The 23021-nt window shown below is 59.3% G+C and carries 27 protein-coding genes; 17 read left to right on the top strand and 10 right to left on the bottom strand.

What is annotated here, in order from left to right:
- Nucleotides 1-80: 80 nt before the first annotated feature.
- From ICA15_RS28285 to ICA15_RS28270, 4 genes are all read right to left on the bottom strand, one after another.
- A complete protein-coding gene (locus ICA15_RS28285; protein WP_150616364.1) occupies nucleotides 81-899 on the bottom strand; it encodes a M48 family metallopeptidase in 819 nt (272 codons plus the stop codon).
- A gap of 119 nt (nucleotides 900-1018) precedes the next feature.
- The gene (locus ICA15_RS28280; RefSeq protein WP_042561021.1) at nucleotides 1019-1642 is read right to left on the bottom strand and encodes an SOS response-associated peptidase; all 624 of its coding nucleotides are present in this window, start codon (nucleotides 1640-1642) and stop codon (nucleotides 1019-1021) included.
- A 37-nt stretch (nucleotides 1643-1679) separates the two neighbouring features.
- A complete protein-coding gene (locus ICA15_RS28275) occupies nucleotides 1680-1940 on the bottom strand; it encodes a putative signal transducing protein (RefSeq protein WP_150605302.1) in 261 nt (86 codons plus the stop codon).
- A gap of 9 nt (nucleotides 1941-1949) precedes the next feature.
- Nucleotides 1950-2132, bottom strand: a complete 183-nt coding sequence (locus tag ICA15_RS28270; protein WP_042561023.1) for a CPXCG motif-containing cysteine-rich protein — start codon at nucleotides 2130-2132, stop codon at nucleotides 1950-1952.
- Nucleotides 2133-2274: 142 nt separating this feature from the next.
- Here ICA15_RS28270 and ICA15_RS28265 point away from each other — a divergent pair, with 142 nt between their 5' ends.
- Nucleotides 2275-3438, top strand: a complete 1164-nt coding sequence (locus tag ICA15_RS28265) for a 1-acyl-sn-glycerol-3-phosphate acyltransferase (RefSeq protein WP_191626512.1) — start codon at nucleotides 2275-2277, stop codon at nucleotides 3436-3438.
- Nucleotides 3439-3535: 97 nt separating this feature from the next.
- Here ICA15_RS28265 and ICA15_RS28260 read toward each other — a convergent pair whose 3' ends face one another.
- Nucleotides 3536-3814 (bottom strand): hypothetical protein, encoded by a 279-nt coding sequence (locus ICA15_RS28260; protein ID WP_042561025.1) that lies wholly within the window; start codon nucleotides 3812-3814, stop codon nucleotides 3536-3538.
- Between the two features lie 192 nt (nucleotides 3815-4006).
- Here ICA15_RS28260 and ICA15_RS28255 point away from each other — a divergent pair, with 192 nt between their 5' ends.
- A complete protein-coding gene (locus tag ICA15_RS28255; RefSeq protein WP_008083982.1) occupies nucleotides 4007-4213 on the top strand; it encodes a hypothetical protein in 207 nt (68 codons plus the stop codon).
- A 185-nt stretch (nucleotides 4214-4398) separates the two neighbouring features.
- Here ICA15_RS28255 and ICA15_RS28250 read toward each other — a convergent pair whose 3' ends face one another.
- Nucleotides 4399-4983, bottom strand: a complete 585-nt coding sequence (locus ICA15_RS28250) for a YajG family lipoprotein (protein WP_007912832.1) — start codon at nucleotides 4981-4983, stop codon at nucleotides 4399-4401.
- 205 nt (nucleotides 4984-5188) lie between these two features.
- Here ICA15_RS28250 and ICA15_RS28245 point away from each other — a divergent pair, with 205 nt between their 5' ends.
- Both ICA15_RS28245 and mqo read left to right on the top strand, forming a co-directional pair.
- Complete coding sequence (locus tag ICA15_RS28245; protein ID WP_150605300.1) at nucleotides 5189-5422, top strand: hypothetical protein; 234 nt, start codon at nucleotides 5189-5191, stop codon at nucleotides 5420-5422.
- 708 nt (nucleotides 5423-6130) lie between these two features.
- Nucleotides 6131-7639 (top strand): malate dehydrogenase (quinone), encoded by a 1509-nt coding sequence (gene mqo, locus ICA15_RS28240; protein WP_210555696.1) that lies wholly within the window; start codon nucleotides 6131-6133, stop codon nucleotides 7637-7639.
- Nucleotides 7640-7786: 147 nt separating this feature from the next.
- Here mqo and ICA15_RS28235 read toward each other — a convergent pair whose 3' ends face one another.
- Nucleotides 7787-8074: a PA4642 family protein gene (locus ICA15_RS28235; protein ID WP_210555695.1), complete on the bottom strand. Its 288-nt coding sequence runs from the start codon at nucleotides 8072-8074 to the stop codon at nucleotides 7787-7789.
- Between the two features lie 261 nt (nucleotides 8075-8335).
- The gene (locus tag ICA15_RS28230; RefSeq protein ID WP_042561030.1) at nucleotides 8336-8893 is read right to left on the bottom strand and encodes a hypoxanthine-guanine phosphoribosyltransferase; all 558 of its coding nucleotides are present in this window, start codon (nucleotides 8891-8893) and stop codon (nucleotides 8336-8338) included.
- 177 nt (nucleotides 8894-9070) lie between these two features.
- On the opposite strand from ICA15_RS28230, the gene upp reads away from it, so the two are divergent.
- Both upp and ICA15_RS28220 read left to right on the top strand, forming a co-directional pair.
- Complete coding sequence (gene upp, locus ICA15_RS28225) at nucleotides 9071-9709, top strand: uracil phosphoribosyltransferase (protein WP_042561031.1); 639 nt, start codon at nucleotides 9071-9073, stop codon at nucleotides 9707-9709.
- Nucleotides 9710-9711: 2 nt separating this feature from the next.
- Complete coding sequence (locus ICA15_RS28220) at nucleotides 9712-10986, top strand: uracil-xanthine permease family protein (protein WP_150605297.1); 1275 nt, start codon at nucleotides 9712-9714, stop codon at nucleotides 10984-10986.
- A gap of 104 nt (nucleotides 10987-11090) precedes the next feature.
- Here ICA15_RS28220 and hemH read toward each other — a convergent pair whose 3' ends face one another.
- On the bottom strand, nucleotides 11091-12116 hold the full coding sequence (gene hemH / locus ICA15_RS28215) for a ferrochelatase (RefSeq protein WP_210555693.1): 1026 nt from the start codon (nucleotides 12114-12116) through the stop codon (nucleotides 11091-11093).
- A gap of 13 nt (nucleotides 12117-12129) precedes the next feature.
- The gene (locus tag ICA15_RS28210; protein ID WP_150605295.1) at nucleotides 12130-13032 is read right to left on the bottom strand and encodes a TIGR01777 family oxidoreductase; all 903 of its coding nucleotides are present in this window, start codon (nucleotides 13030-13032) and stop codon (nucleotides 12130-12132) included.
- 197 nt (nucleotides 13033-13229) lie between these two features.
- Here ICA15_RS28210 and ICA15_RS28205 point away from each other — a divergent pair, with 197 nt between their 5' ends.
- From ICA15_RS28205 to ICA15_RS28155, 11 genes are all read left to right on the top strand, one after another.
- A complete protein-coding gene (locus tag ICA15_RS28205) occupies nucleotides 13230-14216 on the top strand; it encodes an NAD(P)/FAD-dependent oxidoreductase (protein ID WP_150605294.1) in 987 nt (328 codons plus the stop codon).
- Nucleotides 14213-14431: a TIGR02450 family Trp-rich protein gene (locus ICA15_RS28200; protein WP_150605293.1), complete on the top strand. Its 219-nt coding sequence runs from the start codon at nucleotides 14213-14215 to the stop codon at nucleotides 14429-14431. The genes ICA15_RS28205 and ICA15_RS28200 overlap by 4 nt, the downstream gene beginning before the upstream one ends.
- A 199-nt stretch (nucleotides 14432-14630) precedes the next feature.
- A complete protein-coding gene (locus tag ICA15_RS28195) occupies nucleotides 14631-15593 on the top strand; it encodes a YbgA family protein (RefSeq protein ID WP_210555692.1) in 963 nt (320 codons plus the stop codon).
- Nucleotides 15593-16534: a MerR family transcriptional regulator gene (locus ICA15_RS28190; protein ID WP_210555691.1), complete on the top strand. Its 942-nt coding sequence runs from the start codon at nucleotides 15593-15595 to the stop codon at nucleotides 16532-16534. Before ICA15_RS28195 ends, ICA15_RS28190 begins: the two co-directional genes overlap by 1 nt.
- 17 nt (nucleotides 16535-16551) lie before the next feature.
- Nucleotides 16552-17997, top strand: coding sequence for a deoxyribodipyrimidine photo-lyase (gene phrB, locus ICA15_RS28185; protein WP_210555702.1), 1446 nt, complete (start codon nucleotides 16552-16554; stop codon nucleotides 17995-17997).
- Nucleotides 17990-18412, top strand: coding sequence for a nuclear transport factor 2 family protein (locus ICA15_RS28180; RefSeq protein ID WP_150605288.1), 423 nt, complete (start codon nucleotides 17990-17992; stop codon nucleotides 18410-18412). The genes phrB and ICA15_RS28180 overlap by 8 nt, the downstream gene beginning before the upstream one ends.
- On the top strand, nucleotides 18409-19191 hold the full coding sequence (locus tag ICA15_RS28175) for an SDR family NAD(P)-dependent oxidoreductase (protein ID WP_150616373.1): 783 nt from the start codon (nucleotides 18409-18411) through the stop codon (nucleotides 19189-19191). The genes ICA15_RS28180 and ICA15_RS28175 overlap by 4 nt, the downstream gene beginning before the upstream one ends.
- A complete protein-coding gene (locus ICA15_RS28170; protein ID WP_210555690.1) occupies nucleotides 19188-20435 on the top strand; it encodes an NAD(P)/FAD-dependent oxidoreductase in 1248 nt (415 codons plus the stop codon). Before ICA15_RS28175 ends, ICA15_RS28170 begins: the two co-directional genes overlap by 4 nt.
- Entirely contained in the window at nucleotides 20432-21247 is an 816-nt protein-coding gene (locus ICA15_RS28165; protein ID WP_150605285.1) for a DUF1365 domain-containing protein, read from the top strand. Before ICA15_RS28170 ends, ICA15_RS28165 begins: the two co-directional genes overlap by 4 nt.
- Nucleotides 21234-22499: an SAM-dependent methyltransferase gene (locus ICA15_RS28160; protein WP_210555689.1), complete on the top strand. Its 1266-nt coding sequence runs from the start codon at nucleotides 21234-21236 to the stop codon at nucleotides 22497-22499. Before ICA15_RS28165 ends, ICA15_RS28160 begins: the two co-directional genes overlap by 14 nt.
- The gene (locus ICA15_RS28155) at nucleotides 22492-22983 is read left to right on the top strand and encodes a DUF2878 domain-containing protein (protein WP_210555688.1); all 492 of its coding nucleotides are present in this window, start codon (nucleotides 22492-22494) and stop codon (nucleotides 22981-22983) included. The genes ICA15_RS28160 and ICA15_RS28155 overlap by 8 nt, the downstream gene beginning before the upstream one ends.
- Nucleotides 22984-23021 lie beyond the last annotated feature (38 nt).

The following is a 23021-nucleotide window of genomic DNA, read 5'->3' as shown; positions in this document are numbered from 1 at the left end:
GATGTGGCACTGACCTGTGGTGAGGGGATTTATCCCCTCACCACAATGAAATCCCGTCAATCATAGAATCTGCGAGAGTCTCAGGACTTCGGAGCTTTTTCGTACAGCGGCATCACCTTCGGAATCGCCGCCTGCAACGAAGCGATCCGACTGGTCGACGCCGGGTGAGTGCTCATGAACTCTGGCGGCGAGCCTTCCGATGCCTTGCTCATCTTGTTCCACAGGGTGATTGCGGCATTCGGGTTGAAGCCGGCACGAGCAGCCAGTTCCAGACCGATAAGATCGGCTTCGTTTTCATTGGCGCGGCTGTTAGGCAAGGTCATGCCGTAGTTGGCCACGGTGTCGGCCAGCGCCAGGCTGTCCTGGCCAAGACCGAGCAGCGCGCCCGCGCCCTGTTTGGCCATTTCAATGCCATAGGCCTTGGACATCGCTTCCCGACCATGCTCGCGCAGGGCGTGGGCGATTTCATGGCCGATGATTGCGGCAATTTCATCGTCGGTGAGTTTCAGGCTGTCGATCAGCCCGGTGTAGAAAATGATCTTGCCGCCGGGGCCGCAGTTGGCGTTGAGTTCATCGCTCTTGATCAGATTGACTTCCCACTTCCACTGCGCCGAATCCGGACGGAAATTCGGTGCCTGGGCGATCAGACGGCTGGAAATGGCCTGAACCCGCTTGGCGTCGCTGCTGGTCTTGTCCAGCACACCCTTGGTCGATGCTTCGCCTACGGTCTTCTGATAGGACTGGGCATACATCTGATCGACCTCTTGCGAGGACAGCATGCTGAACATGTATTGCTTGCGCTCCACACCCACGGCGCCGCCGCTGGTGGTGTTGACCGACTGACAACCGGCCAGCAACAGCGCTGCGCTCAGTGCACTTACAACCAATGTCTTGTTCATTCAAAAGCTCCCTGAAAACCTGTCGCGTATCGTAGGTGGGTAATTGTATTGGCGCCAGATACAACGGACGTGTTGCAGCGACTTTCAGACATATCCCGTCAGAGCAAAAGCCCCTCACCCTAACCCGGGGTCAGACACTCCGGCCCATTGAGCTTCGGATCATTGACCATGTTCGCCAACACCCGCTCGCGCAACGCGGCGGGTTCACTGGCGAGCAAGGCTTGCAAGGCATGCAGCGGCGTTGCTGGATCCAGCCACGCGGCCTGCCCCGCCTCATCCAGAATCAACGGCCGACGCTGACTGGCGGCTGATTGCGTGATCACCGCTGTACTTAACCAAACCTGCTCCTGCACCGGATACGCCTCCCAGATCGCCGCAAAAAACAGCGAAGCACCCTCCCCCGGCGTCAGCCAGTACGGGCGCTTGCGTTGGGTGCCGCGCCATTCATAAAAGCCGTTGGCCGGCAGCAGGCAGCGACGCAAACGCAGCGCCTCGCGAAACATCGGTTGCTCGGCCACGGTTTCGGCGCGGGCGTGCGCCGGGGTGCGCGACAAGTCCGTCAGCCACGGCGGCGTCAACCCCCAGCGCGCGCGGGCCAGCGTGCGCTCGCCGTCTTCGCCGGCACGCAACATCAACACCGAATCGTTGGGGGAAATGTTCCACTGCGCCAGTTGATCGGCAGGAAAACCTGGCAGGGCCGCGAAGTCGCGGTTCCAGCGAAACAGGGCATAACGTCCACACATGGGGCAACACGACTCAGAAAATAAAACGAACGTCAGCCTAACAGACCAGCGTACCGGGGAAGCTCTCCGGTTCGTCGCCGGGCAGCGGCAGCGCGGCATTGTACGCGGTGATCAGCTCAAGGGCGTATTGGGCCTGATCGTTATCGACCGACAGCCCCAGCAACCCGAAGATCGGCAACTCGCCCGTGCCGCCGAGCAAATCCCGGCCCACCAGATGCGCCTCGATACCTTCGCTGGCGAGCATGCCCTTGAGCATCTCGCCTTCCATCAGGTTTTCCGGTTCGTAGATTCGCTGCATGGGCGCCCCTCACTCGTTTTCGCTGAAGACTTCCAGATGCCATTCCTCACCGTGCACCTGCAATACAAACGTAATCGGCCGACAGCACACCTGACAGTCCTCGATATAAGTCTGATCGCCACCGGACAAGTCCACCGACGTCTCTACCTGCTCCCCACAATAAGGACATTCATACAGTGCGGCTTCCAGCATCGCGGTCTCCCAAGTGACTTGTGCGTATAATCGCCGGTCTATTTGCAGGGCTATTTTTGTCTGGCTATTTTTTCAGACCGTGCCCCGTTGGTTTTCGATCAAAACCTTTACTTACCCTAGCCGTTTCCAACAAGAGAGCATGATGGGCGAATTCGATGCCATCCGACCTTACGACGACAGCGAAGTACCTGTGGTACTGGCAAGACTGCTCGGCGACAAGGCGTTTCTAGATATCCTCACCCACTTCCGCTTCCCGCGTTTTGCCGGTCCTTTCGGCTGGATGCTCAAACCACTTATAGCCCATCGGCTGCGTCGTGAGTTTGCCGACGTGACATCGGTGGCGACTTTGCAGGACAAGGTCGAGGCTTACGTCGACCATACCATCGAGCGCGCCACCGACGGCGTGACCTACACCGGGGTCGAGCAATTCAAGTCCGGCAGCGCGTATCTGTTCATCGCCAACCACCGCGACATCGTCATGGACCCGGCATTCGTCAACTATGCCGTGTACCACGCCGGCCTGCCGACGCCGCGTATCGCGATCGGTGACAACCTGTTGCAGAAGCCGTTCGTCAGCGACCTGATGCGTCTGAACAAGAGTTTCATCGTGCATCGCTCGATCACCGGCCGTCGCGAGAAAATGGCCGCGTATCAGTTGCTGTCGGCGTACATCAACCACTCGATCCGCAACGACTGCGCCTCGATCTGGATTGCTCAGGCCGAAGGCCGGGCGAAGGATGGCGACGACCGCACCGAGTCGGCGATCCTCAAGATGTTCCACATGAGCCGCAAGGACGAGCCGTTCGGCGAAGTGATTCAGTCGCTGAACGTCACCCCGGTGTCGATCAGCTACGAATACGATCCGTGCGACCAGGCCAAGGCCCGCGAGCTGTACATCCGCGCCACCACCGGCACCTACAGCAAAGTGCCGGGCGAGGATGACGTGAGCATTGCCAAGGGCATCACCGGCTACAAGGGCCGGGTGCACGTGAACTTTGCTGCGCCGATCACCGAGTTGTTCGAAGACACCAAACTGTTGGCAGTCGAGATGGACAAGCAGATTCTCGGCGGCTACCGGTTGTTCCCCGTGCATTACCTGGCGTATGCGCAATGGGCCGATGCGGATCCGCAACTGAATGTGCCCAAAGCTGCCGAGGTGTTCCCGGCGGATGAGCTGGCCAAGGCGCAGGAAGAGTGGCAGTCACGGCTGGACGCTTGCCCTGAAGAGCATCGTCCGTATCTGGTGCTGCAATATGCAACGCCGGTGCGTAACCAGTATCGGGTCAAGGCTGGGTTGGCGCTTTAAGACATAAGCAAGATCAAAAGATCGCAGCCTCCGGCAGCTCCTACAGGGTAAATATCTATCCCCTGTAGGAGCTGCCGAAGGCGGCGATCTTTTGATTTTAAAATTGGGTACTGATCCAGGAAATGACCAGCGCCAGACCCAGGCAGGCAAAACCGAAGCGATAGAAAAAGCGGTTCATGCGCAACGTCGACCAATCCAGAATCGGTTCGGCATTCGGCTGAGCCTGGCGCTGTGCGGCGATGCTGGCCGATGCGCGTTGTTCGCGGCGGCGGGTCGCGTGCAGCAGCCAACTGCCGGGAAACGCCAACAACAGCGCCAGCAGATTGATCAATTTGGCGGGATGATTGGTAAACAGCGTCATCAAATGCAGCGACATCACAGACCTCAAACTTAATCAGTGTGGCAGACGCCAGACCGACGACCGCGGCGCGATTCTACCGAAACCTGCCTGCCCCGCCCCAGCCTTTACGACAAATAACGCGACAATCGACCGATGGCTGTCCTGTGTCACGGCTTCGTCATGTGGATGCACCACCATGCGCGCCTCGAAACACACATGGAACGCGTCATGCTTCACGCTGAAAACCAGGATCGTCTGTACCTCATCACCCCTTACGACGAGCAGCAAAGTCTCGTTGGCAGCCTTGCCTTCAATGTTCAGGATCGTCATTGGCTGGTGTATTGCGCGCTGGGCGGGCATCAGCATGCGGATTTGCCTGAAACGGATTTGCTGACGGGGGTTAGCGTTCTCGATTTTTATTCGCAGGCTGCCTGAACGATACGCCCCCTGTAGGAGCTGCCGCAGGCTGCGATCTTTTGATTTTGATTGTTTGAAAACAAGATCAAAAGATCGCAGCCTTCGGCAGCTCCAACAGGGATGGGGTGTGCAGGTAGAGATGTAGGCATGAAAAAGCCCGGAACCATCACTGGCCCCGGGCTTTTTCACATCAGGCGAGCAGCTTATTCAGCCAGAACCTGACCCACGGTCGGATCCTTGAACAGACGTGTCAACGCATCGCTCAACACGTCGCTAACCAGCTTGGTGTTGGTTTCCTGATTCGGCGCCATGCCGAAGCGCTGGTCCAGCGAAGCACCGTAACGGCCGCTGTAGCGACGGTTGGCGTTCTGCACGTCAGAGCGGAAGGTTGCGCCGATGGTCGCTTCGGTCACGTACATGCCTTCTTTGGGCGACTGATATTTCAGTTCGGCCAGGGTCACAGTCAGTTGCGGAGCGTTAGGTGCGTTGTTGGTCGGGGTGAAACCGAGCAAACGCACGGCGGCTTCAGCCTGAGCCTGCAACTTCGGCAGGATCTGCTCGCGCTGGACGGTGATGGCGCTGGTCTCAGGGTACAGACCGCCACGGGTGCCCAGGGTTGGCGACGGACGACCGTCAACCACACGCACGACGACTGGCTGGCCACGGCCGACCGCAGGCAATTGCGTGGTCAGCTTCGGTTCCGGACTCAGTTGTTGCGGGCTGTGGGCGCAGCCGGCCAGAGTCAAACCGGCCACAGTGATCAAACCGAACAACAGGCGTTGCAACATGCTTTTCTCTCCAGAATCAGGCACAAACAGGCCAGCAGTATAGCGGTGGGCCACTGCGGGTCACCAGCACCCGACGGTGAATACTGAAATGTCTGACAAACCCCGTCGAAAGCGGTTCCTGTCACAGATTCTTCACCCGCCATACATGTGCACGTCACGGCTCGCCGGCATCCTTCAAATCAGTCCTCCAACAAGGTACTCGGCCATGCGTTATCTGATCTCGTTGTTCGCGCCACGCCCGCTGCATCGCAGCTTTGCTTTGCTCGACCGCAACGGCCTTTGCCAAGCGTTCAAACAGTGCAGCCTGCAACCGATGGGCGATGGCTGGGTGGAAATAGAAGAAATCCGCCTCACCTGGTTGAACCAGCCGCTGCCCGCCAGCGCCCGGGTCGTACCGCGTCAAATGCGCGCACGGGCGCAGGTGCAGTTGAGCATCTGACCGGATGCCTAATAAAAGTCATTAAACTCGACCAACTCCGCGCATTTCTTCGATACAATCTCCCCCCGATTATAAGGACGTCTCCTGATCGGGCCCCGCAACACCGTCAATGCGCTTGCATTGGCATCAAAAATCGCCCACAGAGAGCCGCCCACACAGATCGAGTGAAGTTGGCGCGCTTGCCTGTTCTTCCGGCAAACCCCCGCTTTTCGCGAATCTGCAGAGCTGTCATCACGCTCGGCCACCGCGTTGTTTTGCCCTTGCGGGCAGGGTGCCAGGCATGGACAGCCCTTTTTGAGGTTCACGTCTTCAAAAGAGCGTGAAAAAAACGGGTTTTCACAACTTCACAAGAGTGTGGCGAGCAAATGAATAGTTTTGCGTCTGAACATGCACCATTAGCGTCTGAAACAGCCCAACGACACAGGACCGGGTATACCTCGAATACCGGAGCCTGAAGCCTGTCCGCTACGGATTTGGTTGCACAAAAACGGATGTCTCGACCATAAGTCGAATTGCCAGCCGGGCGCTGAAATGAGTTCATGGAGCTCTGGAAGCCACGCCGCACGCATCCGTCAAAGTTGCGAAGAATTGCGAAGATTCGGACATGGCGAAACCTGACCACGGATAGCCGGGACACAACTGACCTGTCCCTGAATGCCTGGCAGCCATGCCGACAATTTGGTGCTGCAGATTTTGGAGACGCGTTAAATGGCGCATAACGAAGCAGTCGACGTAGTACTGGTTGGGGCCGGCATCATGAGTGCCACCCTGGCAGTGCTGCTCAAAGAGCTCGATCCGGCGATCAAACTGGAAGTTGTCGAGCTGATGGACTCCGGTGCTGCGGAGAGTTCCAACCCGTGGAACAACGCCGGTACCGGCCACGCTGGCCTGTGCGAGCTGAACTACACGCCGCAAGCGGCCGACGGCAGCGTCGATATCAAGAAAGCCGTGCACATCAATACCCAGTTCGAGGTGTCCAAGCAGTTCTGGTCGTACCTGACCAAAAAAGGCACCTTCGGCTCGTGCAAATCCTTCATCAGCCCGGTGCCGCACCTGAGCTTCGTGCAGGGCGACAGCGGCGTGTCCTTCCTCAAGTCACGCTTCGATGTGCTGAGCAAGCACCACGCTTTCTCGGACATGGAGTACACCGAAGACAAGGCCAAAATGGCCGAGTGGATGCCACTGATGATGCCGGGCCGCTCGAGCGATGAAGTGCTCGCCGCGACCCGCGTGATGAACGGCACCGACGTCAACTTCGGCGCCCTGACCAATCAGTTGCTCAAGCACCTGACCAGCGCTCCCGACGCCCAGGTCAAATACTGCAAGCGCGTTACCGGCCTCAAGCGTAACGGCAGCGGCTGGACCGTCAGCATCAAGGACGTCAACAGCGGCAGCAGCCGTGAAGTCGATGCCAAATTTGTCTTCCTCGGTGCCGGTGGTGCGGCCCTGCCGTTGCTGCAGGCTTCGGGTATCGAAGAAAGCAAAGGCTTCGGCGGCTTCCCGATCAGCGGCCAGTGGCTGCGCTGCGACAACCCGCAAGTGGTCAAACAGCACCAGGCCAAGGTTTACAGCCAGGCTGCCGTAGGTTCGCCACCGATGTCGGTGCCGCACCTGGACACCCGCGTGGTCGATGGCAAGAAATCCCTGCTGTTCGGGCCATACGCCGGTTTCACCACCAAGTTCCTCAAGCACGGCTCCTTCATGGACCTGCCGCTGTCGGTTCGCGCCGGCAACATCGGGCCGATGCTGGCGGTGGCAAAAAACAACATGGACCTGACCAAGTATCTGGTCAGCGAAGTGATGCAGTCGATGGAACAGCGTCTGGAATCCCTGCGCCGTTTCTACCCGGAGGCGAAAGCCGAAGACTGGCGCCTGGAAGTGGCCGGCCAGCGGGTACAGATCATCAAGAAAGACCCGAAAAAGGGCGGCATCCTGCAATTCGGTACCGAACTGGTCGCGGCCAAGGACGGTTCTCTTGCGGCCCTGCTCGGCGCTTCGCCGGGTGCGTCGGTGACCGTTTCGATCATGCTGGAACTGATCGAGAAGTGCTTCCCGGGCAAAGCGTCCGGCGAGTGGGCTGGCAAACTGGCGGAAATCTTCCCGGCCCGTGAAAAGGTTCTGGAAACCGATGCTGCGCTGTATCGCAAGATCAACACGCAGAACAACATCGCCCTGGAACTGGTTGAAGAAAGCAGCGAGACGCCAAGCTACGCTTGATCTTGCGGCAAAAAAACGCCCCGATCGGGGCGTTTTTTATGTCTGTCAGAAGCAAAAGATCGCAGCCTTCGGCAGCTCCTACATGGGATTGATGTACACCCTGTAGGAGCTGCCGAAGGCTGCGATCTTTTGATCTGTCTTTTGACCTTAGCCGCGAGCTTTTTCGATCAGCTCGATGTATTCCGGGGCGTTGCGCTGATCCTTGATCTGATCAACAAACGTCTGGCCCTGCTCGTCCTTGCCATCGAGGTCATAGCCGGCCTCGACGAAGAACGTCAGAAACCGCTCGAAGTCGTCGATACGCAGACCACGGTAAGCCTTGATCAGTTTGTGCAGCGACGGCGAAGTGGCGTCGACCGGTTCAAAATCGAGAAACAGCTTGATCTGCTCATCGCCGATCTCGTCACCAATCACTTGTTTCTTATCTTTACGCATTGCCGACTCCAGCTCGCAGACATGACACGGGGCGGGCAGTTTACCCCTGCCCTGCCGCTTGGCTCAACGCGCACGCACGCTGCCGGTGTGCAAATTGGCCTGGATACTGTGCATCGGCGCGGCGGACAGGAGCAGACTGAGGGCGGGGCCAAGCACTTTAGCAGCCTCTAAAAGCAAAAGATCGCAGCCTGCGGCAGCTCCTACAGGGTGTACATCAATCCCCTGTAGGAGCTGCCGCAGGCTGCGATCTTTTGATCTTGCTTACATGCCTTTAACGGCGAAGATCCCGTTGGCGTTACGCCAGTAGCCTTTGTAGTCCATGCCGTAACCGAAGATGTAACGGTCGATGCACGGCAGACCGACGAAATCGGCTTTGAGGTCAGGACGCGCCTTGCGGTCGTGATCCTTGTCGATCAGCACGGCGGTGTGCACTTTGCGCGCACCGGCGTGTTTGCAGTAATCGATGATCGCGCCCAGGGTATGCCCTTCGTCGAGGATGTCGTCGATGATCAGCACGTCACGGTCAAGGAACGAGACTTCTGGCTTGGCCTTCCAGAACAGGTCGCCGCCGCTGGTTTCGTTGCGATAACGGGTCGCGTGCAGGTAGGACGCTTCCAGCGGGAAATGCAGATGAGTCAGCAGCTTGCCGGAAAAAATCAGCCCGCCGTTCATCACGCAGAACACCACCGGGTTGCTCTCGGCCAGTGTTTCGTTGATTTGTGCACCGACGCGGGCAATGGCGGCCTCGACTTCAGACTCGGTGTACAGGCAGTCAGCCTCTCGCATGATTTGACGGATATGCTCGAGATCAGCGGACATGGCGCTCTCCGGGGGGTGATTGAAGGGGGGGATAGTCGCGAAAAGCGGGCAAAGGTACGCATCTCGCACGACTGAATCAAGCCTTTATGGACTAACGTACTCTATGTCCTATAGGACATCACCCTCGGATAGATTAATCTAGGCCGGTTTTTTTGCCCGCCGCCGGAGCCTTTCCCCATGTCCATCCAAGAGATCCGCCATCCGCTGATCCGTCACAAACTTGGCCTTATGCGCCGCGCAGACATCAGCACCAAGAATTTCCGCGAGCTCGCTCAGGAAGTCGGTGCGCTGTTGACCTACGAAGCTACCAAAGACCTGCCGCTGGAAACCTACGATATCGAAGGTTGGTGCGGCACCGTGTCGGTCGAGAAAATCGCCGGCAAGAAGATCACTGTCGTGCCAATCCTGCGTGCCGGTATCGGCATGCTCGAAGGCGTGCTCAGCCTGATCCCGGGTGCCAAGGTCAGCGCTGTGGGTGTTGCCCGCAACGAAGAAACCCTGCAAGCCCACACCTATCTGGAAAAACTGGTTCCGGAAATCGACGAACGTCTGGCGATGATCATCGACCCGATGCTCGCCACCGGCAGCTCCATGGTTGCGACCATCGACCTGCTGAAAAAGGCTGGCTGCAAGGAAATCCGCGCGATGGTGCTGGTTGCTGCGCCGGAAGGCATTGCCGCTGTAGAAAAGGCTCACCCGGACGTGACCATCTACACCGCCTCGATTGATGAACGTTTGAACGAACACGGTTACATCATCCCAGGGCTTGGCGATGCCGGTGACAAGATCTTCGGCACCAAGCAGAAGGACGCGTGACCATGCAACAAGAGTTCAACGATCCGCTCTGGCGCACGGTGCTGTCCGGCGCCCAGATGCTGTTCGTGGCTTTCGGCGCTTTGGTGCTGATGCCGCTGATCACGGGCCTTGACCCGAACGTGGCACTGTTTACCGCAGGTCTTGGGACGATTCTGTTCCAGATCGTCACTGGCCGTCAGGTGCCGGTGTTCCTGGCGTCGAGCTTTGCTTTCATCACCCCGATCATTCTCGCCAAGGGCCAGTTCGGCCTCGCCGCGACCATGGGCGGCGTGATGGCGGCCGGTTTCGTCTACACCTTTCTTGGCCTGGCCGTGAAGATCAAAGGCACCGGTTTCATCGACCGTCTGCTGCCGCCGGTGGTCATCGGTCCGGTGATCATCTCCATCGGTCTGGCCATGGCGCCGATTGCCGCGAACATGGCGATGGGCAAGTCTGGCGACGGTGCTGAACTGATCCACTACCAGACCGCGATGATGATCTCGATGCCAGCGCTGCTGACGACGTTGATCGTGGCGGTGTTCGGCAAAGGCATTTTCCGTCTGGTGCCGATCATTTCCGGCGTGCTGGTCGGTTTCGCCATGGCGTTCTATTTCGGTGTGGTCGATACCGCGAAAATTGCCGCAGCACCGTGGTTTGCGATCCCGCATTTCACTGCGCCAGAGTTCAACTGGCAGGCGATTCTGTTCATCGTTCCAGTGGCATTGGCCCCGGCGATTGAACACATCGGCGGCGTGATTGCAGTCGGTAGCGTGACCGGTCGTGACTATCTGAAGAAGCCGGGCCTGCATCGCACCCTGCTCGGTGACGGCATCGCCACCACCGCAGCCGGTATGTTCGGCGGCCCGCCTAACACCACCTACGCCGAAGTGACTGGCGCCGTGATGCTGACCAAGAACTACAACCCGAAAATCATGACCTGGGCGGCGATCTTCGCCATCAGCCTGGCGTTTGTCGGCAAGTTCGGCGCGCTGCTGCAAAGCATCCCGGTACCGGTGATGGGCGGGATTCTGTGCTTGTTGTTCGGTTCGATCGCGGCGGTGGGCATGAACACCCTGATCCGCCACAAGATCGATCTGGGCGAAGCACGCAATCTGGTGATTGTTTCGGTGACATTGGTGTTCGGGATTGGTGGTGTGCTGGTTGGCACTGGCACCGGTCCGGACGACTTCGGCCTCAAAGGCATCGCGCTGTGCGCGGTGGTGGCGATTGCGCTGAACCTGCTGCTGCCGGGCAATGATGGCTGGAAGAACAAGAAGGCGGATGATCCGCTGCTCTAATCAAGTTGTAAGTTTTTTGTTGTTTGTGCAAATGTCATCGCGGGCAAGCCCGCTCCCACAGGAATTGCACTGAACCTGTGGGAGCGGGCTTGCCCGCGATGCTTTTAGAGGGCCAAAGGCGCTCTTTCGCAGAGGGTAGCCAACGCCTTCGCCCATTGCGGGTCGTCATTCAGGCACGGCACCAGCACCAACTCCTCGCCCCCCGCTTCGCGGAACTGCTCCTTGCCGCGGTCACCAATCTCTTCCAGCGTTTCGATGCAATCAGCAACGAACGCCGGGCACATCACCAGAATCTTCTTCACGCCGCTTTTCGCCAACTCATCCAGCCGCGCTTCGGTGTACGGCTCGATCCATTTGGCACGACCCAATCGCGACTGAAACGACACCGACCATTTGCCATCCGCCAGCCCCATGCGCTCGGCGAACAGTGCCGCCGTGCGCAGGCATTGCGCGCGATAACAGGTAGCCAGAACCGCCGGGGATGCGTTCTTGCAGCAATCTTCGTTCTTGAAACAATGCTGCCCGGTCGGATCAAGCTTGGTCAGATGCCGCTCCGGCAAACCATGGAAGCTCAGCAGCAGGTGATCGTAATCCTGCTGCAAATGCGGTTTGGCGCTGGCGACGAGCGCGTCGAGGTATTCCGGCTGATCGTAGAACGGCTGCAAAATCGAGAGCTGCACATCGAGCTTCTTCTCGCGCAGCACTCGTTTGGCTTCTTGGATAACCGTGGTGGTGGTGCTGTCGGCGAACTGTGGGTACAGCGGCGCCAGCGTGATGCGCTTGTGCCCTGCCGCGACCAGTCTTGTCAGGCACGTTTCAATTGAAGGCTCGCCGTAACGCATCGCCAGATCGACCGGGCCATGCTTCCACTGCGCCTTCATCTGCGCTTGCAAGCGACGGCTGAGCACCACCAGCGGCGACCCCTCCTCCCACCAGATCGAGGCGTAGGCGTGGGCGGATTGCTCGGGGCGCTTGATCAGGATCAGCGATACCAGCAAACGCCGCACCGGCCACGGCAGGTCGATCACGTACGGATCCATCAGAAATTGATTGAGGTAGCGGCGTACATCGGCCACCGAGGTGGAGGCCGGGGAACCCAGGTTGACCAGAAGCAAGGCGTGATCGGTCATGCAACGTCCTATTTCAGAGGCGGCTGGAGAGATCATCCAGAGCCGCGCGTAAATCCGTGAACTGGAAAGTGAATCCCGCTTCCAGCAAGCGTGCCGGCGTGGCCCGTTGGCCGCCCAGCAACAGCAATGACATCTCGCCCAGACCGACCTTCAGTGCCAGGGTCGGCATTGGCATGAACGCCGGACGGTGTAAAACACTGCCCAGCGTCTTGGCAAATTCGCGATTGCGCACAGGTTTTGGCGCGCACGCATTATAAGGACCACTGGCCTGATCACGATGCAGAAGAAAATCAATCAGGGCGATTTGGTCATCGATATGAATCCACGGCATCCACTGCCGGCCATTGCCCAGAGGCCCGCCCAACCCAAGTTTGAACGGCAGCAACAGCCGCGACAAAAAGCCGCCCTCTGCCGACAGCACCAGACCGGTGCGCACCAGTATCACGCGGATGCCCAACGCTTCTGCGCGCTGGGCAGTCTCTTCCCAGGCAATACACAGCTGACTGGCGAAATCGTCGATCACTGGCGGTGAGTCTTCGCTCAACTCGCGCTCACCACCGTCGCCGTACCAGCCAATGGCCGAACCGGAAATCAGCAGCGCCGGTTTCTGCGCGCGGGTTTCAAGCCACGCCAACAGGGTTTCCGTGAGTTTGATGCGGCTGCTCCACAACAACGCTTTGCGTCGATGGGTCCACAGTCGATCGGCAATCGGCGCGCCAGCAAGATTGATGATTGCGTCGACGGGTTCTTCGCCAAGCTCTTCCAGCCGTGCGATGGCGCGCACCTGCGTCCCGCAGATTTTTGCGACCGCTTGCGGGCGACGACTCCAAACCGTCAGACGATGGCCCTGCCCCGACCAGTGTCGGCAGAGCTGACGTCCGATCAAACCAGTACCGCCGGTCAGCAATATATGCATGACATCTTCCTCGCGTGGCGTTTTACCCGGATCACTAGTCTATTTTTATAAACAGGGATCTTTTCTATCGGGCAGGTTCTATTGTTTAACCATAGGCCAAGCTGCCAGAACGAGAACGCTAGAAGTTATACCAAAAAACAAAATTGTACAGGTTTCAACGACGGCGTAGTCTGTACAGAAAGGTAAACGAGGCCCCTATGACTGTACCTATCGCAATCATCGGCACCGGCATCGCCGGACTCTCGGCAGCTCAGGCTCTTACGGAGACTGGGCACACCGTCCAATTGTTCGATAAAAGTCGCGGCAGCGGCGGACGTATGTCGAGCAAACGCAGCGACGCCGGTTCGCTGGATCTGGGCGCGCAATATTTCACCGCTCGCGATCGACGTTTCGTCACCGAGGTACAGCGCTGGCAAAGTCAGGGCTGGGTCGCCGAGTGGACACCGCAGCTCTACACCTTCCAGGGCGGGCAACTTAATCTGTCGCCGGACGAGCAGACCCGCTGGGTCGGTGCGCCACGGATGAGCGCCATCACCCGCGGCTTGCTCGAGGGTCTGGAGGTGCAATTTGCCTGTCGGATTACCGAGGTCTATCGCGGCGAAGAACATTGGCATCTGCAAGACGCCGAAGGCTTCACCCACGGTCCTTTCAGTCATGTCGTGATCGCCACGCCGGCACCGCAAGCTACCGCGTTGCTGGCCGCCGCGCCGAAACTCGCCGGTGCCGCCGCCGGGGTAAAAATGGACCCGACCTGGGCCGTCGCCCTCGCCTTCGATACGCCGCTGGATACTCCGATTGAGGGTTGCTTCGTGCAGGACAGCCCCCTCGACTGGCTGGCGCGCAATCGCAGTAAACCGGGGCGCGACAACACGCTCGACACTTGGGTGCTGCACGCGACCAGCGCCTGGAGCCGGCAGCACATCGACCTGCCCAAGGAAGCGGTGATCGAGCAACTGCACGGCGCATTCGCCGAATTGCTTCACAGTGCAATGCCCGCGCCGACCTTCAGCCTCGCCCACCGCTGGCTCTACGCACGCCCGGCGACGGGCCACGAATGGGGCGCGCTGGCGGATGCCGATCTGGGTTTGTACGCCTGCGGCGACTGGTGCCTGTCCGGACGCGTCGAGGGTGCCTGGCTCAGCGGCCAGGAAGCTGCGCGCCGTTTGCATGAGCATCTCCAGTGAATCAGATCAACCCGCGCAAATTGCTGCTGTCGAAATGGACAGCAGCCCACCCGCAAAATCGTGAAAAACATTTTCTGGTGACCGAGCTGATTCGCGATGAGGACGGCACTGTGCTCGAAGTCGAGTTGCAGGCGGTGCTGACCAAACGTGTCGAACGATTCGATTGGCATGCGTTACAAAACAACGCCCAATGGAAAATCGGCTGGCTCATGTAGGAGCTGCCGAAGGCTGCGATCTTTTGATCTTTGCTTCTCAAAACTCCCAAATCAAAAACAGGATCAAGAGATCGCAGCCTGCGACAGCTCCTACAGAAAAACTTATACAAATGATTTGACTTGTACACCCATGAATCTATGCTGAAGAAATGTTGTACAGAGATCGATCTCTGTACAGGTATAGATTCGAGAGGTATCCATGTCAGACCTTTCCATGTCCCGGCCGAAAATCGCCATCAGCGCCTGCCTGATGGGCGCCGAGGTTCGCTTTAACGGCGGTCACAAGGAATCACGCCTGTGCAGCCGCACCCTCGCTGAATATTTCGAATTCGTCCCGCTTTGCCCGGAAGTAGCCATCGGCATGGGCATTCCCCGTGAACCGATCCGCTTGGTCGGCGATCCGCAAAGTCCGCAAGCCGTCGGCACCGTCCATCCCTCGATCAACGTCACCGCGCCTCTGGCCGAGTACGGCGAGAAAATGGCCGGCGAGCTCAATGACATCTGCGGCTACATCTTCATGCAGCAATCACCTTCCTGCGGGCTGGAACGGGTCAAGGTCTATCACGATAACGGCGCGCCGGTGAACGGCGGTGGCCGGGGCATCTACGCCCAGGCTTTCTGCGCGCGGCACCCGGACTTGCCGGTGGAAGAAGCCGGACGCCTGAACGATCCGGTGCTGCGTGAAAACTTCATCACCCGGGTACTCGCCTACAGCGCCTGGCAGCAAGTGCTTGCCCAAGGCCTGAGCCGCCGTGCGCTCACCGAATTCCACTCACGCTACAAATACCAGTTGATGGCGCACAACCCGCTGCAATACAAGGCGCTAGGCAAGTTGTTGGGCAACATGGCGCAGAGCGACCCTGCCGAACTTGGCCCGCGTTACTTCAGCGAATTGATGGCAGCGCTAAAAAAATGTGCGACCCGCGGCACCCATAGCAATGTTCTGCAGCACATCAGCGGTTACTTGAAACAGGCAATCAGCGCCGAAGACAAGCAGGAGATGGTGCATGTGATTGGCCAATATCGTTTGGGCATCGTTCCGCTCGTGGTACCGCTGACGCTGCTCAAACACCACTTTCGCCTTCATCCGGATCCGTACATTGCGCAACAGGTTTACCTGCAACCGCATCCGGAAAATCTCAGCCTGCGAAACGCTATCTAATGAATGACAAACCCGATTCCAGCGCTCAGGAAGACCTTGGCGCCGACTTCAAGAAAGCCCTCGATGAAGGCTGGTTGCCGATCCGCGAAGTGGCGCGGCAGACCGGTGTCAATGCGATCACGCTGCGTGCGTGGGAACGACGGTATGGTCTGATCGTCCCGCAACGCACGCCCAAGGGTCATCGGCTGTATTCGGCCGAGCATGTACAACGCATTTTGACCATCCTCACCTGGCTCAACCGTGGCGTCGCGGTCAGCCAGGTCAAGCCGCTGCTCGACACTGCGCAGGACCTCAGCGAGTCGGTGGAAAACGATTGGCAACGGTTGCGCCAGACCCTGCTCATGGCCGTCACGCAACTCAATGAACGCAGCATCGACGACAGCATCAATCAAGTCATGGCGCTGTATCCGCCGCGCACCCTGTGTGAGCAATTGCTGCTGCCGCTGCTGGCCGAACTTGAACAGCGCTGGCAGGGCCAGTTCGGCGCGCAGATGGAGCGGGTATTTTTTTATTCGTGGTTACGCAGCAAATTTGGCGCGCGCATCTACCATAACAATCGTCAATTGCACGCCGCGCCACTGTTGCTGATCAATCATTCCGACCTGTCACTGGAACCTCATCTGTGGCTATGCGCGTGGCTGATCAGCAGCGCTGATTGCCCGGTGCAAGTGTTTGACTGGCCACTGCCGGCCGGGGAGCTGGCATTGGCCGTCGAACATCTGCAAGCCCGTGGTGTGCTGCTGTATTCCAGCAAAGCCATGCAGCATGCGCAGTTGCCGAAACTTTTGGCTGGCGTCGCTTGCCCGAAAATGATCGTCGGACCAACGGTGTGCATCCACCACGCCGAGTTGTCCGTAAGAACTTCCGAGATTGCTGATTTGTACCTGGCCGAAGATCCGCTTTCAGCACACCAGGCACTCGTTCAGCGTGGGCTGATTTAATGAACGCGACTACCGATATGCAATTGATCTGGCTGCGCAGCGACCTGCGCCAACATGACAACACCGCCCTCGCGGCTGCCGCAGCCCGCGGCCCGACGGTCGCCGTGTACCTGTTGAGCCCACAGCAATGGCAAGAACATGACGATGCGCCCTGCAAGGTCGACTTCTGGCTGCGCAATCTGCAAGGGCTGAGCAAAAGCCTCGGTCAACTGAACATTCCGTTGCTGATTCGCACGGCGGCGCATTGGGACCAGGCGCCGGCGGAACTGGGCAAACTCTGTCGCCAACTGAACATCGAAGCGGTGCACGTCAACGAAGAATATGGCGTGAACGAAAGCCGTCGTGATGCGGCGGTGGCCAAGGCATTGCAGGCCGAGGGCATCGAATTTCACAGTTATCTCGATCAATTGCTGTTCAAGCCCGGCACCGTGCTGACCAAAACCGGGACGTACTTCCAAGTGTTCAGCCAGTTTCGCAAGGTCTGCTACGAACGCCTACATCGCTCGATGCCGGCGCTGGTGCCTGCACCCGGCAAACAGTCGCCGCTGGACATCGACAGCGATCCGGTTCCGGCATCCGTCAGCGGGTTCGCCACACCGAGCGAAACCCTACGCGATCTGTGGCCTGCCGGTGAGAAAGAAGCCCGACGTCGTCTCGATACCTTCGCCGACGCCCAAATCGATTACTACAAAAGCGAACGCGACTTCCCGGCCAAGCCCGGGACCAGTCAGCTTTCAGCGTATCTGGCCGCTGGCGTCGTTTCGCCACGCCAATGCCTGCACGCCGCTCTGCAAAGCAATCAGGGTGAATTCGAAAGCGGCAAGGTCGGCGCTGTCACCTGGATCAATGAGCTGCTGTGGCGCGAGTTCTACAAACACATTCTGGTCGGTTATCCACGGGTTTCGCGCCACCGCGCGTTCCGTCCGGAGACCGAAGCCCTGGCCTGGCGCGACGCCCCGGACGAACTCGCGGCGTGGCAAGAGGCGCGCACCGGGCTGCCGATCATCGATGCGGCGATGCGCCAATTGCTCGAAACCGGCTGGATGCACAATCGCCTGCGCATGGTCGTGGCGATGTTCCTGACCAAAAACCTGCTGATCGACTGGCGCGAAGGCGAGCGGTTTTTCATGCGCCATTTGATCGATGGTGATCTGGCGGCGAACAACGGCGGCTGGCAATGGAGCTCCTCCACCGGTACCGATTCGGCACCGTACTTCCGCATTTTCAACCCGTTGAGCCAGTCGGAAAAATTCGACAGCGAGGGCCTGTTCATCAAGCACTGGCTACCGGAACTGGCCGACCTCGACAAAAAACAGGTGCATAACCCGGCCAGTGCCGGCGGCTTGTTCGGCGTTGCGGATTACCCAACGCCGATCGTCAACCTGAGTGCATCGCGCGAACGCGCGCTGACGGCTTTCAAGAACCTGCCTTCCCGCCAACCAGTCGGGGTCGATCATGAGTGAATTCCTGCGCAGCTTCGCCCGGCAATTTTCAGCGTTGAACAAAGACAACCTGCAACGCCTTGGCGAGCTGTACAGCGATGACATTCACTTCACCGACCCGTTGCACGAAGTTCAGGGGCTGGCGCAGTTGCGCGATTACTTCGGTGAGCTGTACGCCAACGTCAGCGAACTGCGTTTCGATTTTCACGGCTACGACCAGATTGGCGAGGGTGAAGGCTACCTGCGCTGGGTCATGAGTTATCGCCACCCGCGTCTGGCCAATGGTCGGGAGATCCGCGTCGGCGGCTGCTCGCACTTGCTGTGGCGCGACAAGGTTTATCGCCACCGGGATTATTTCGATGCCGGGGCGCTGCTGTATGAACACTTGCCAATATTGGGCCGGGTGATCGCCTGGCTGAAAAGGAGAATGGGATGAGTCGTACACCTCCACGGCGTTACTGGTTGACGGGTGCCAGCAGTGGCATTGGCGCCGCATTGGCGCAAAGCATCCTCGCCACCGGCGCGCACCTGGCTGTCAGCTCGCGCCAGGTCGCCCCACTCAAAGTGCTGTCGCAACGCTATCCGGGACAAGTGCTGGTGGTGCCGGGCGATCTGACCAACAGCCAGACCGTGCGTGAAATCGGTGAGCAGATCGCTGAGGACTGGGGGTCGCTGGACACAGTGATCCTCAATGCCGGCACCTGTGAATATGTCGATGCCCGGCAATTCGACTCCTCGATCGTCGAGCACGTGGTGCGTACCAATCTGCTCGCCAGCGCCTACTGCATCGAAGCCGCCCTGCCGCTACTGCGCAAAGGCACCGCGCCGCATCTGGTCGGGATGGCCAGCTCGGTCACTTACTTGCCGCTGCCTCGGGCAGAAGCCTATGGCGCATCGAAGGCCGGGCTGCGCTATCTGTTCGAGTCGTTGCGCATCGACCTGGCGGATGAGGGCATCGAAGTCACGGTAATCAGCCCAGGCTTTGTCGAAACTCCGCTGACCGCCAAGAACGATTTCCCGATGCCGCTCAGTTGGCCTGTGGATAAAGCTGCGCGGCATATCTTCGCCAAACTCAATGATCGGCCACTGGAAATCGCCTTCCCGGCGCTGTTCATGGCCGCGCTGTGGCCCTTGTCGAAACTGCCGACGGGCCTGCAATTGGCCATCGGCAAACGCATGGTGCGCAAACCGCCGCCGCTGCGAGACCCAGCATGAAAATCGCCATTATCGGCAGCGGCATCGCAGGACTCACCTGCGCGCACCTGCTCAATCGCCGACATGACGTCACGGTGTTCGAGGCCGGTGACTGGGTCGGTGGCCACACGCACACGGTGCAGGTCGACGTCGAAGGTCGCAAATATGCCGTGGACACCGGTTTCATTGTGTTCAACGACTGGACCTACCCGAATTTCATTCGCCTGCTCGGCCAGCTCGGCGTGGGGTTCAAGCCGACCGAAATGAGTTTCTCGGTCAACGATCCTGACAGCGGCCTGGAATACAACGGCAACAACCTCAACAGCCTGTTTGCCCAGCGGCGCAATCTGCTGTCGCCGGGATTCTGGGGCATGCTGCGCGATATTCTGCGCTTCAATAAAGAAGCCCAGCGCGACCTCATCGAGCTGCGCATCGATGCCGATATGACCCTGGATGACTACCTCAAGGCCGGCGGCTACGGCGAGCGGTTCATCCTGCATTACATCGTGCCGATGGGCGCTGCGATCTGGTCGATGCCGATGGCCGAGATGCTCAATTTTCCGCTGCAGTTCTTTGTGCGCTTCTTCAAGAATCATGGCTTGTTGTCAGTCAGTGATCGGCCGCAATGGCAGGTTGTCGAGGGCGGTTCCAGCGCTTACATCGCGCCACTGACCGCCGCGTTCAAGGACAGGATTCGTCTGAACTGCCCGGTGAAGCGAGTGGATCGCGACGACCACGGCGTGGTTATCCACAGCCCGGCGGGGATCGAGCACTTCGACAAAGTGGTGTTCGCCTGTCACAGCGATCAGGCCCTGCAAATTCTGGCCAGCCCGAGCGAGGCCGAACGCGCGATCCTCGGTGCCCTGCCCTATGCCGACAACGAAGTGGTGCTGCACACCGACACGCAACTGTTGCCCACGCGCAAACTGGCGTGGGCCAGCTGGAACTATCGCCTGAGCGGTACCGGTCACACTCACGCGGCCGTCACCTACGACATGAACATTCTCCAGGGCATCGAGAGCGACACCACGTTCTGCGTCAGCCTCAACCAGAGCGCCGGCATCAACCCCGACAAAGTGCTGGCCCGCTTCACTTATGCCCATCCGCAGTTCAGCCTCGCGGCGGTGGCGGCGCAGAACCGCTGGGCCGAACTGGACGGTGCGCAACACACCCATTACTGCGGCGCTTATTGGGCCAACGGTTTTCATGAAGACGGGGTGGTCAGCGCATTGCGCGTGGCGGCCGCGTTTGGGGAAACCCTGTGAACAGCGCCCTATACAGTGGCTGGATCGGCCATCGGCGCTTCTCCCCGCGCCGGCATGAATTTCGTTACCGGATCGGTTTGCTGTACCTCGATCTGACCGAACAGGACGCGTTGTTCGGTCTGTCGGCGCTGGCCAGCCGCAGTCGCTTTGCGCCGTTTTCATTTCGTGAGAGCGACTACCTCAAGGCCTTCACCGGCACCGGCATGCGCTTGATCGACGCCGTGCGCCAGCAGGTCGGCATCGCCATCGGACATGAACCGCAAGGCTCGGTGTGCCTGCTCACGCAACCGCGCAGCTGGGGGCTGGCGTTCAATCCGGTGAGTTTCTTTTATTGCCATGAGGCCGACGGGCAACTGGCGGCGATTGTCTGCGAAGTCACCAACACCCCGTGGCGCGAGCGCTTTCACTATGTGTTGCCAGCGCGCGCGCCAATCAATCTGCAGAGCGCTCATCAGCATTTCGCGGTGGCCAAGGCCTTTCATGTTTCGCCGTTTCTGCCGCGCGATCTCGAATACCGCATGAGCTTCAGCCCCGCCGCGCAAACCCTCGGCGTACACATGGCCGACTGGCAGGGCGAGCACAAACTGTTCGACGCCACGCTCAACCTGCAACGCGAAACGCTCGACCGTCACAGCCTGCACCGCTACTTGCGTCGCTTCCCGTGGATGACCGCGAAAACCGCGCTGGCGATTTATTGGCAGGCCGTACGACTGCTGTTCAAGCGCGCACCGATCTTTGCTCATCAGGCTGCCGATGGCAGCTTTCAAACCGCTACCGTGCCTCCCAAGGAACACCGCCATGAAATCCTCTAGTCTGTCGGTCAGTCGGCTCAGCACCAATGGCTTGACCGGTTCGCTGCTGCGTCGTGGCGTGTTGCGGCAAATGGCCCGGCTCAAACACGGCCAGCTTGTGGTGGTCGAGGATGGCGAACGGATGCTGTTCGGTACACCCGGCAGTGCCTTGGTGGGCGAAATCCACATACTCGACGCCGCAGTCTGGGGCCTGGTCGCCAGCAACGGCTCGATCGGCGCAGGCGAGGCGTTTATCCACGGCTACTGGAGCTCGCCGGACTTGACCGCCGTGGTGCGAGTGTTCGTCAGCAACCTCGAAGTTCTTGATGCGATGGAAGGTGGTTTGGCGCGCCTCGGCCAACCGCTGGTGCAAGGTTTGCACTGGCTCAATCGCAACACGCGCAAAGGCTCGCAGAAAAACATCGCCGCGCACTACGACCTCGGCAACGACCTGTTCGAACAGTTTCTCGACCCGACCATGATGTACTCGGCGGCGCAGTTTCTGACCCCCGAAGACAACCTGGAACAGGCGCAACTGAACAAACTGGAGCGCATCTGCCAGAAACTCGCGCTCAAACCCAGCGATCATCTGCTGGAAATCGGCACCGGCTGGGGCAGCATGGCGCTTTACGCGGCGCAAAATTACGGCTGTCGCGTGACCACAACCACGCTGTCGAAAGAGCAGTATGCGTTTACCGCAAAACGCATCGAACAACTGGGCCTGCAGGATCAAGTGACGTTGTTGCTCAAGGATTACCGCGACCTCACCGGCGAGTACGACAAACTGGTGTCGATCGAAATGATCGAAGCGGTCGGCCACCGCTTCCTGCCGACCTACTTCAAACAATGCGCGCAGTTGCTCAAGAGCAACGGCCTGATGCTGCTACAGGCGATCACCATCCGCGAGCAGCGTTATGAGCAAGCCAAGCGCGGCGTGGACTTTATCCAGCGCTACATCTTCCCCGGCGGCGCCCTGCCCTGCGTGCAGAAGATGCTCGAAATCGTCAGCCGCGACACCGACATGAACCTGCTGCACATGGAAGATTTCGGCTTGCACTACGCCAAAACCCTGCGCCTGTGGCACGAGAATTTTCGCCGCGCCCACGGCCGCTTGAGCGAACTGGGCTACGACGATTATTTCCTCAGGCTGTGGGAGTTTTACCTGTGCTACTGCGAGGGTGGCTTCCTGGAGCGCACCATCGGCACCGCGCAATTGTTGCTGGCCAAACCGGCCGCCATGCCCGCGCCGCTGCTCGGACGCTTCGATGCTTGAGCGGATCGCCAATGCCGTGCTTTTCCAGATCGGCTGGCTGGCCTGTGTGCTCGGCGGCAACAGTTTGTGGCTGTTGCTGGCGTTGGCGGTGCTGGTGATTCATCTGCGCTGGGTCAGCAGTTGGGCGGCGGAGGGACGTTTGATCCTCAGCGTGGTGATTGTCGGTACGGCGGTGGACAGCGCTTTGCGCGGCCTCGGTGTGTTCGCGTTTGAGGATTCGTCGCCGCTGATTCCGCTGTGGCTGATGTTGCTGTGGGCGTTGCTGGCGACTACGTTGCGGCACTGCCTGCAATGGACCGCCCGGCCATGGTGGCTGTCCAGCGTGCTGGGGGCCGTCGGTGGTGCGCTGTCGTATTACGGCGGCGGACGCTTGGCCGGCGTGCAATTTCCCTACGGCGAATTACCCAGCCTGATCGGCATCGGGCTGCTCTGGGCGTTGCTGTTTCCGCTGCTGCATCTGATGGCTCGACGCCTGGCTCATTGAGCGTCTGTCAGAGCGTTCACACACGCGGCATCCACTGC

This window comes from Pseudomonas sp. P116, assembly GCF_020149425.1.
GTDB lineage: Bacteria > Pseudomonadota > Gammaproteobacteria > Pseudomonadales > Pseudomonadaceae > Aquipseudomonas > Aquipseudomonas anatoliensis.
Note: the sequence above shows the minus strand (reverse complement) of the source record. Positions and strands in the feature narration are given on the sequence as shown.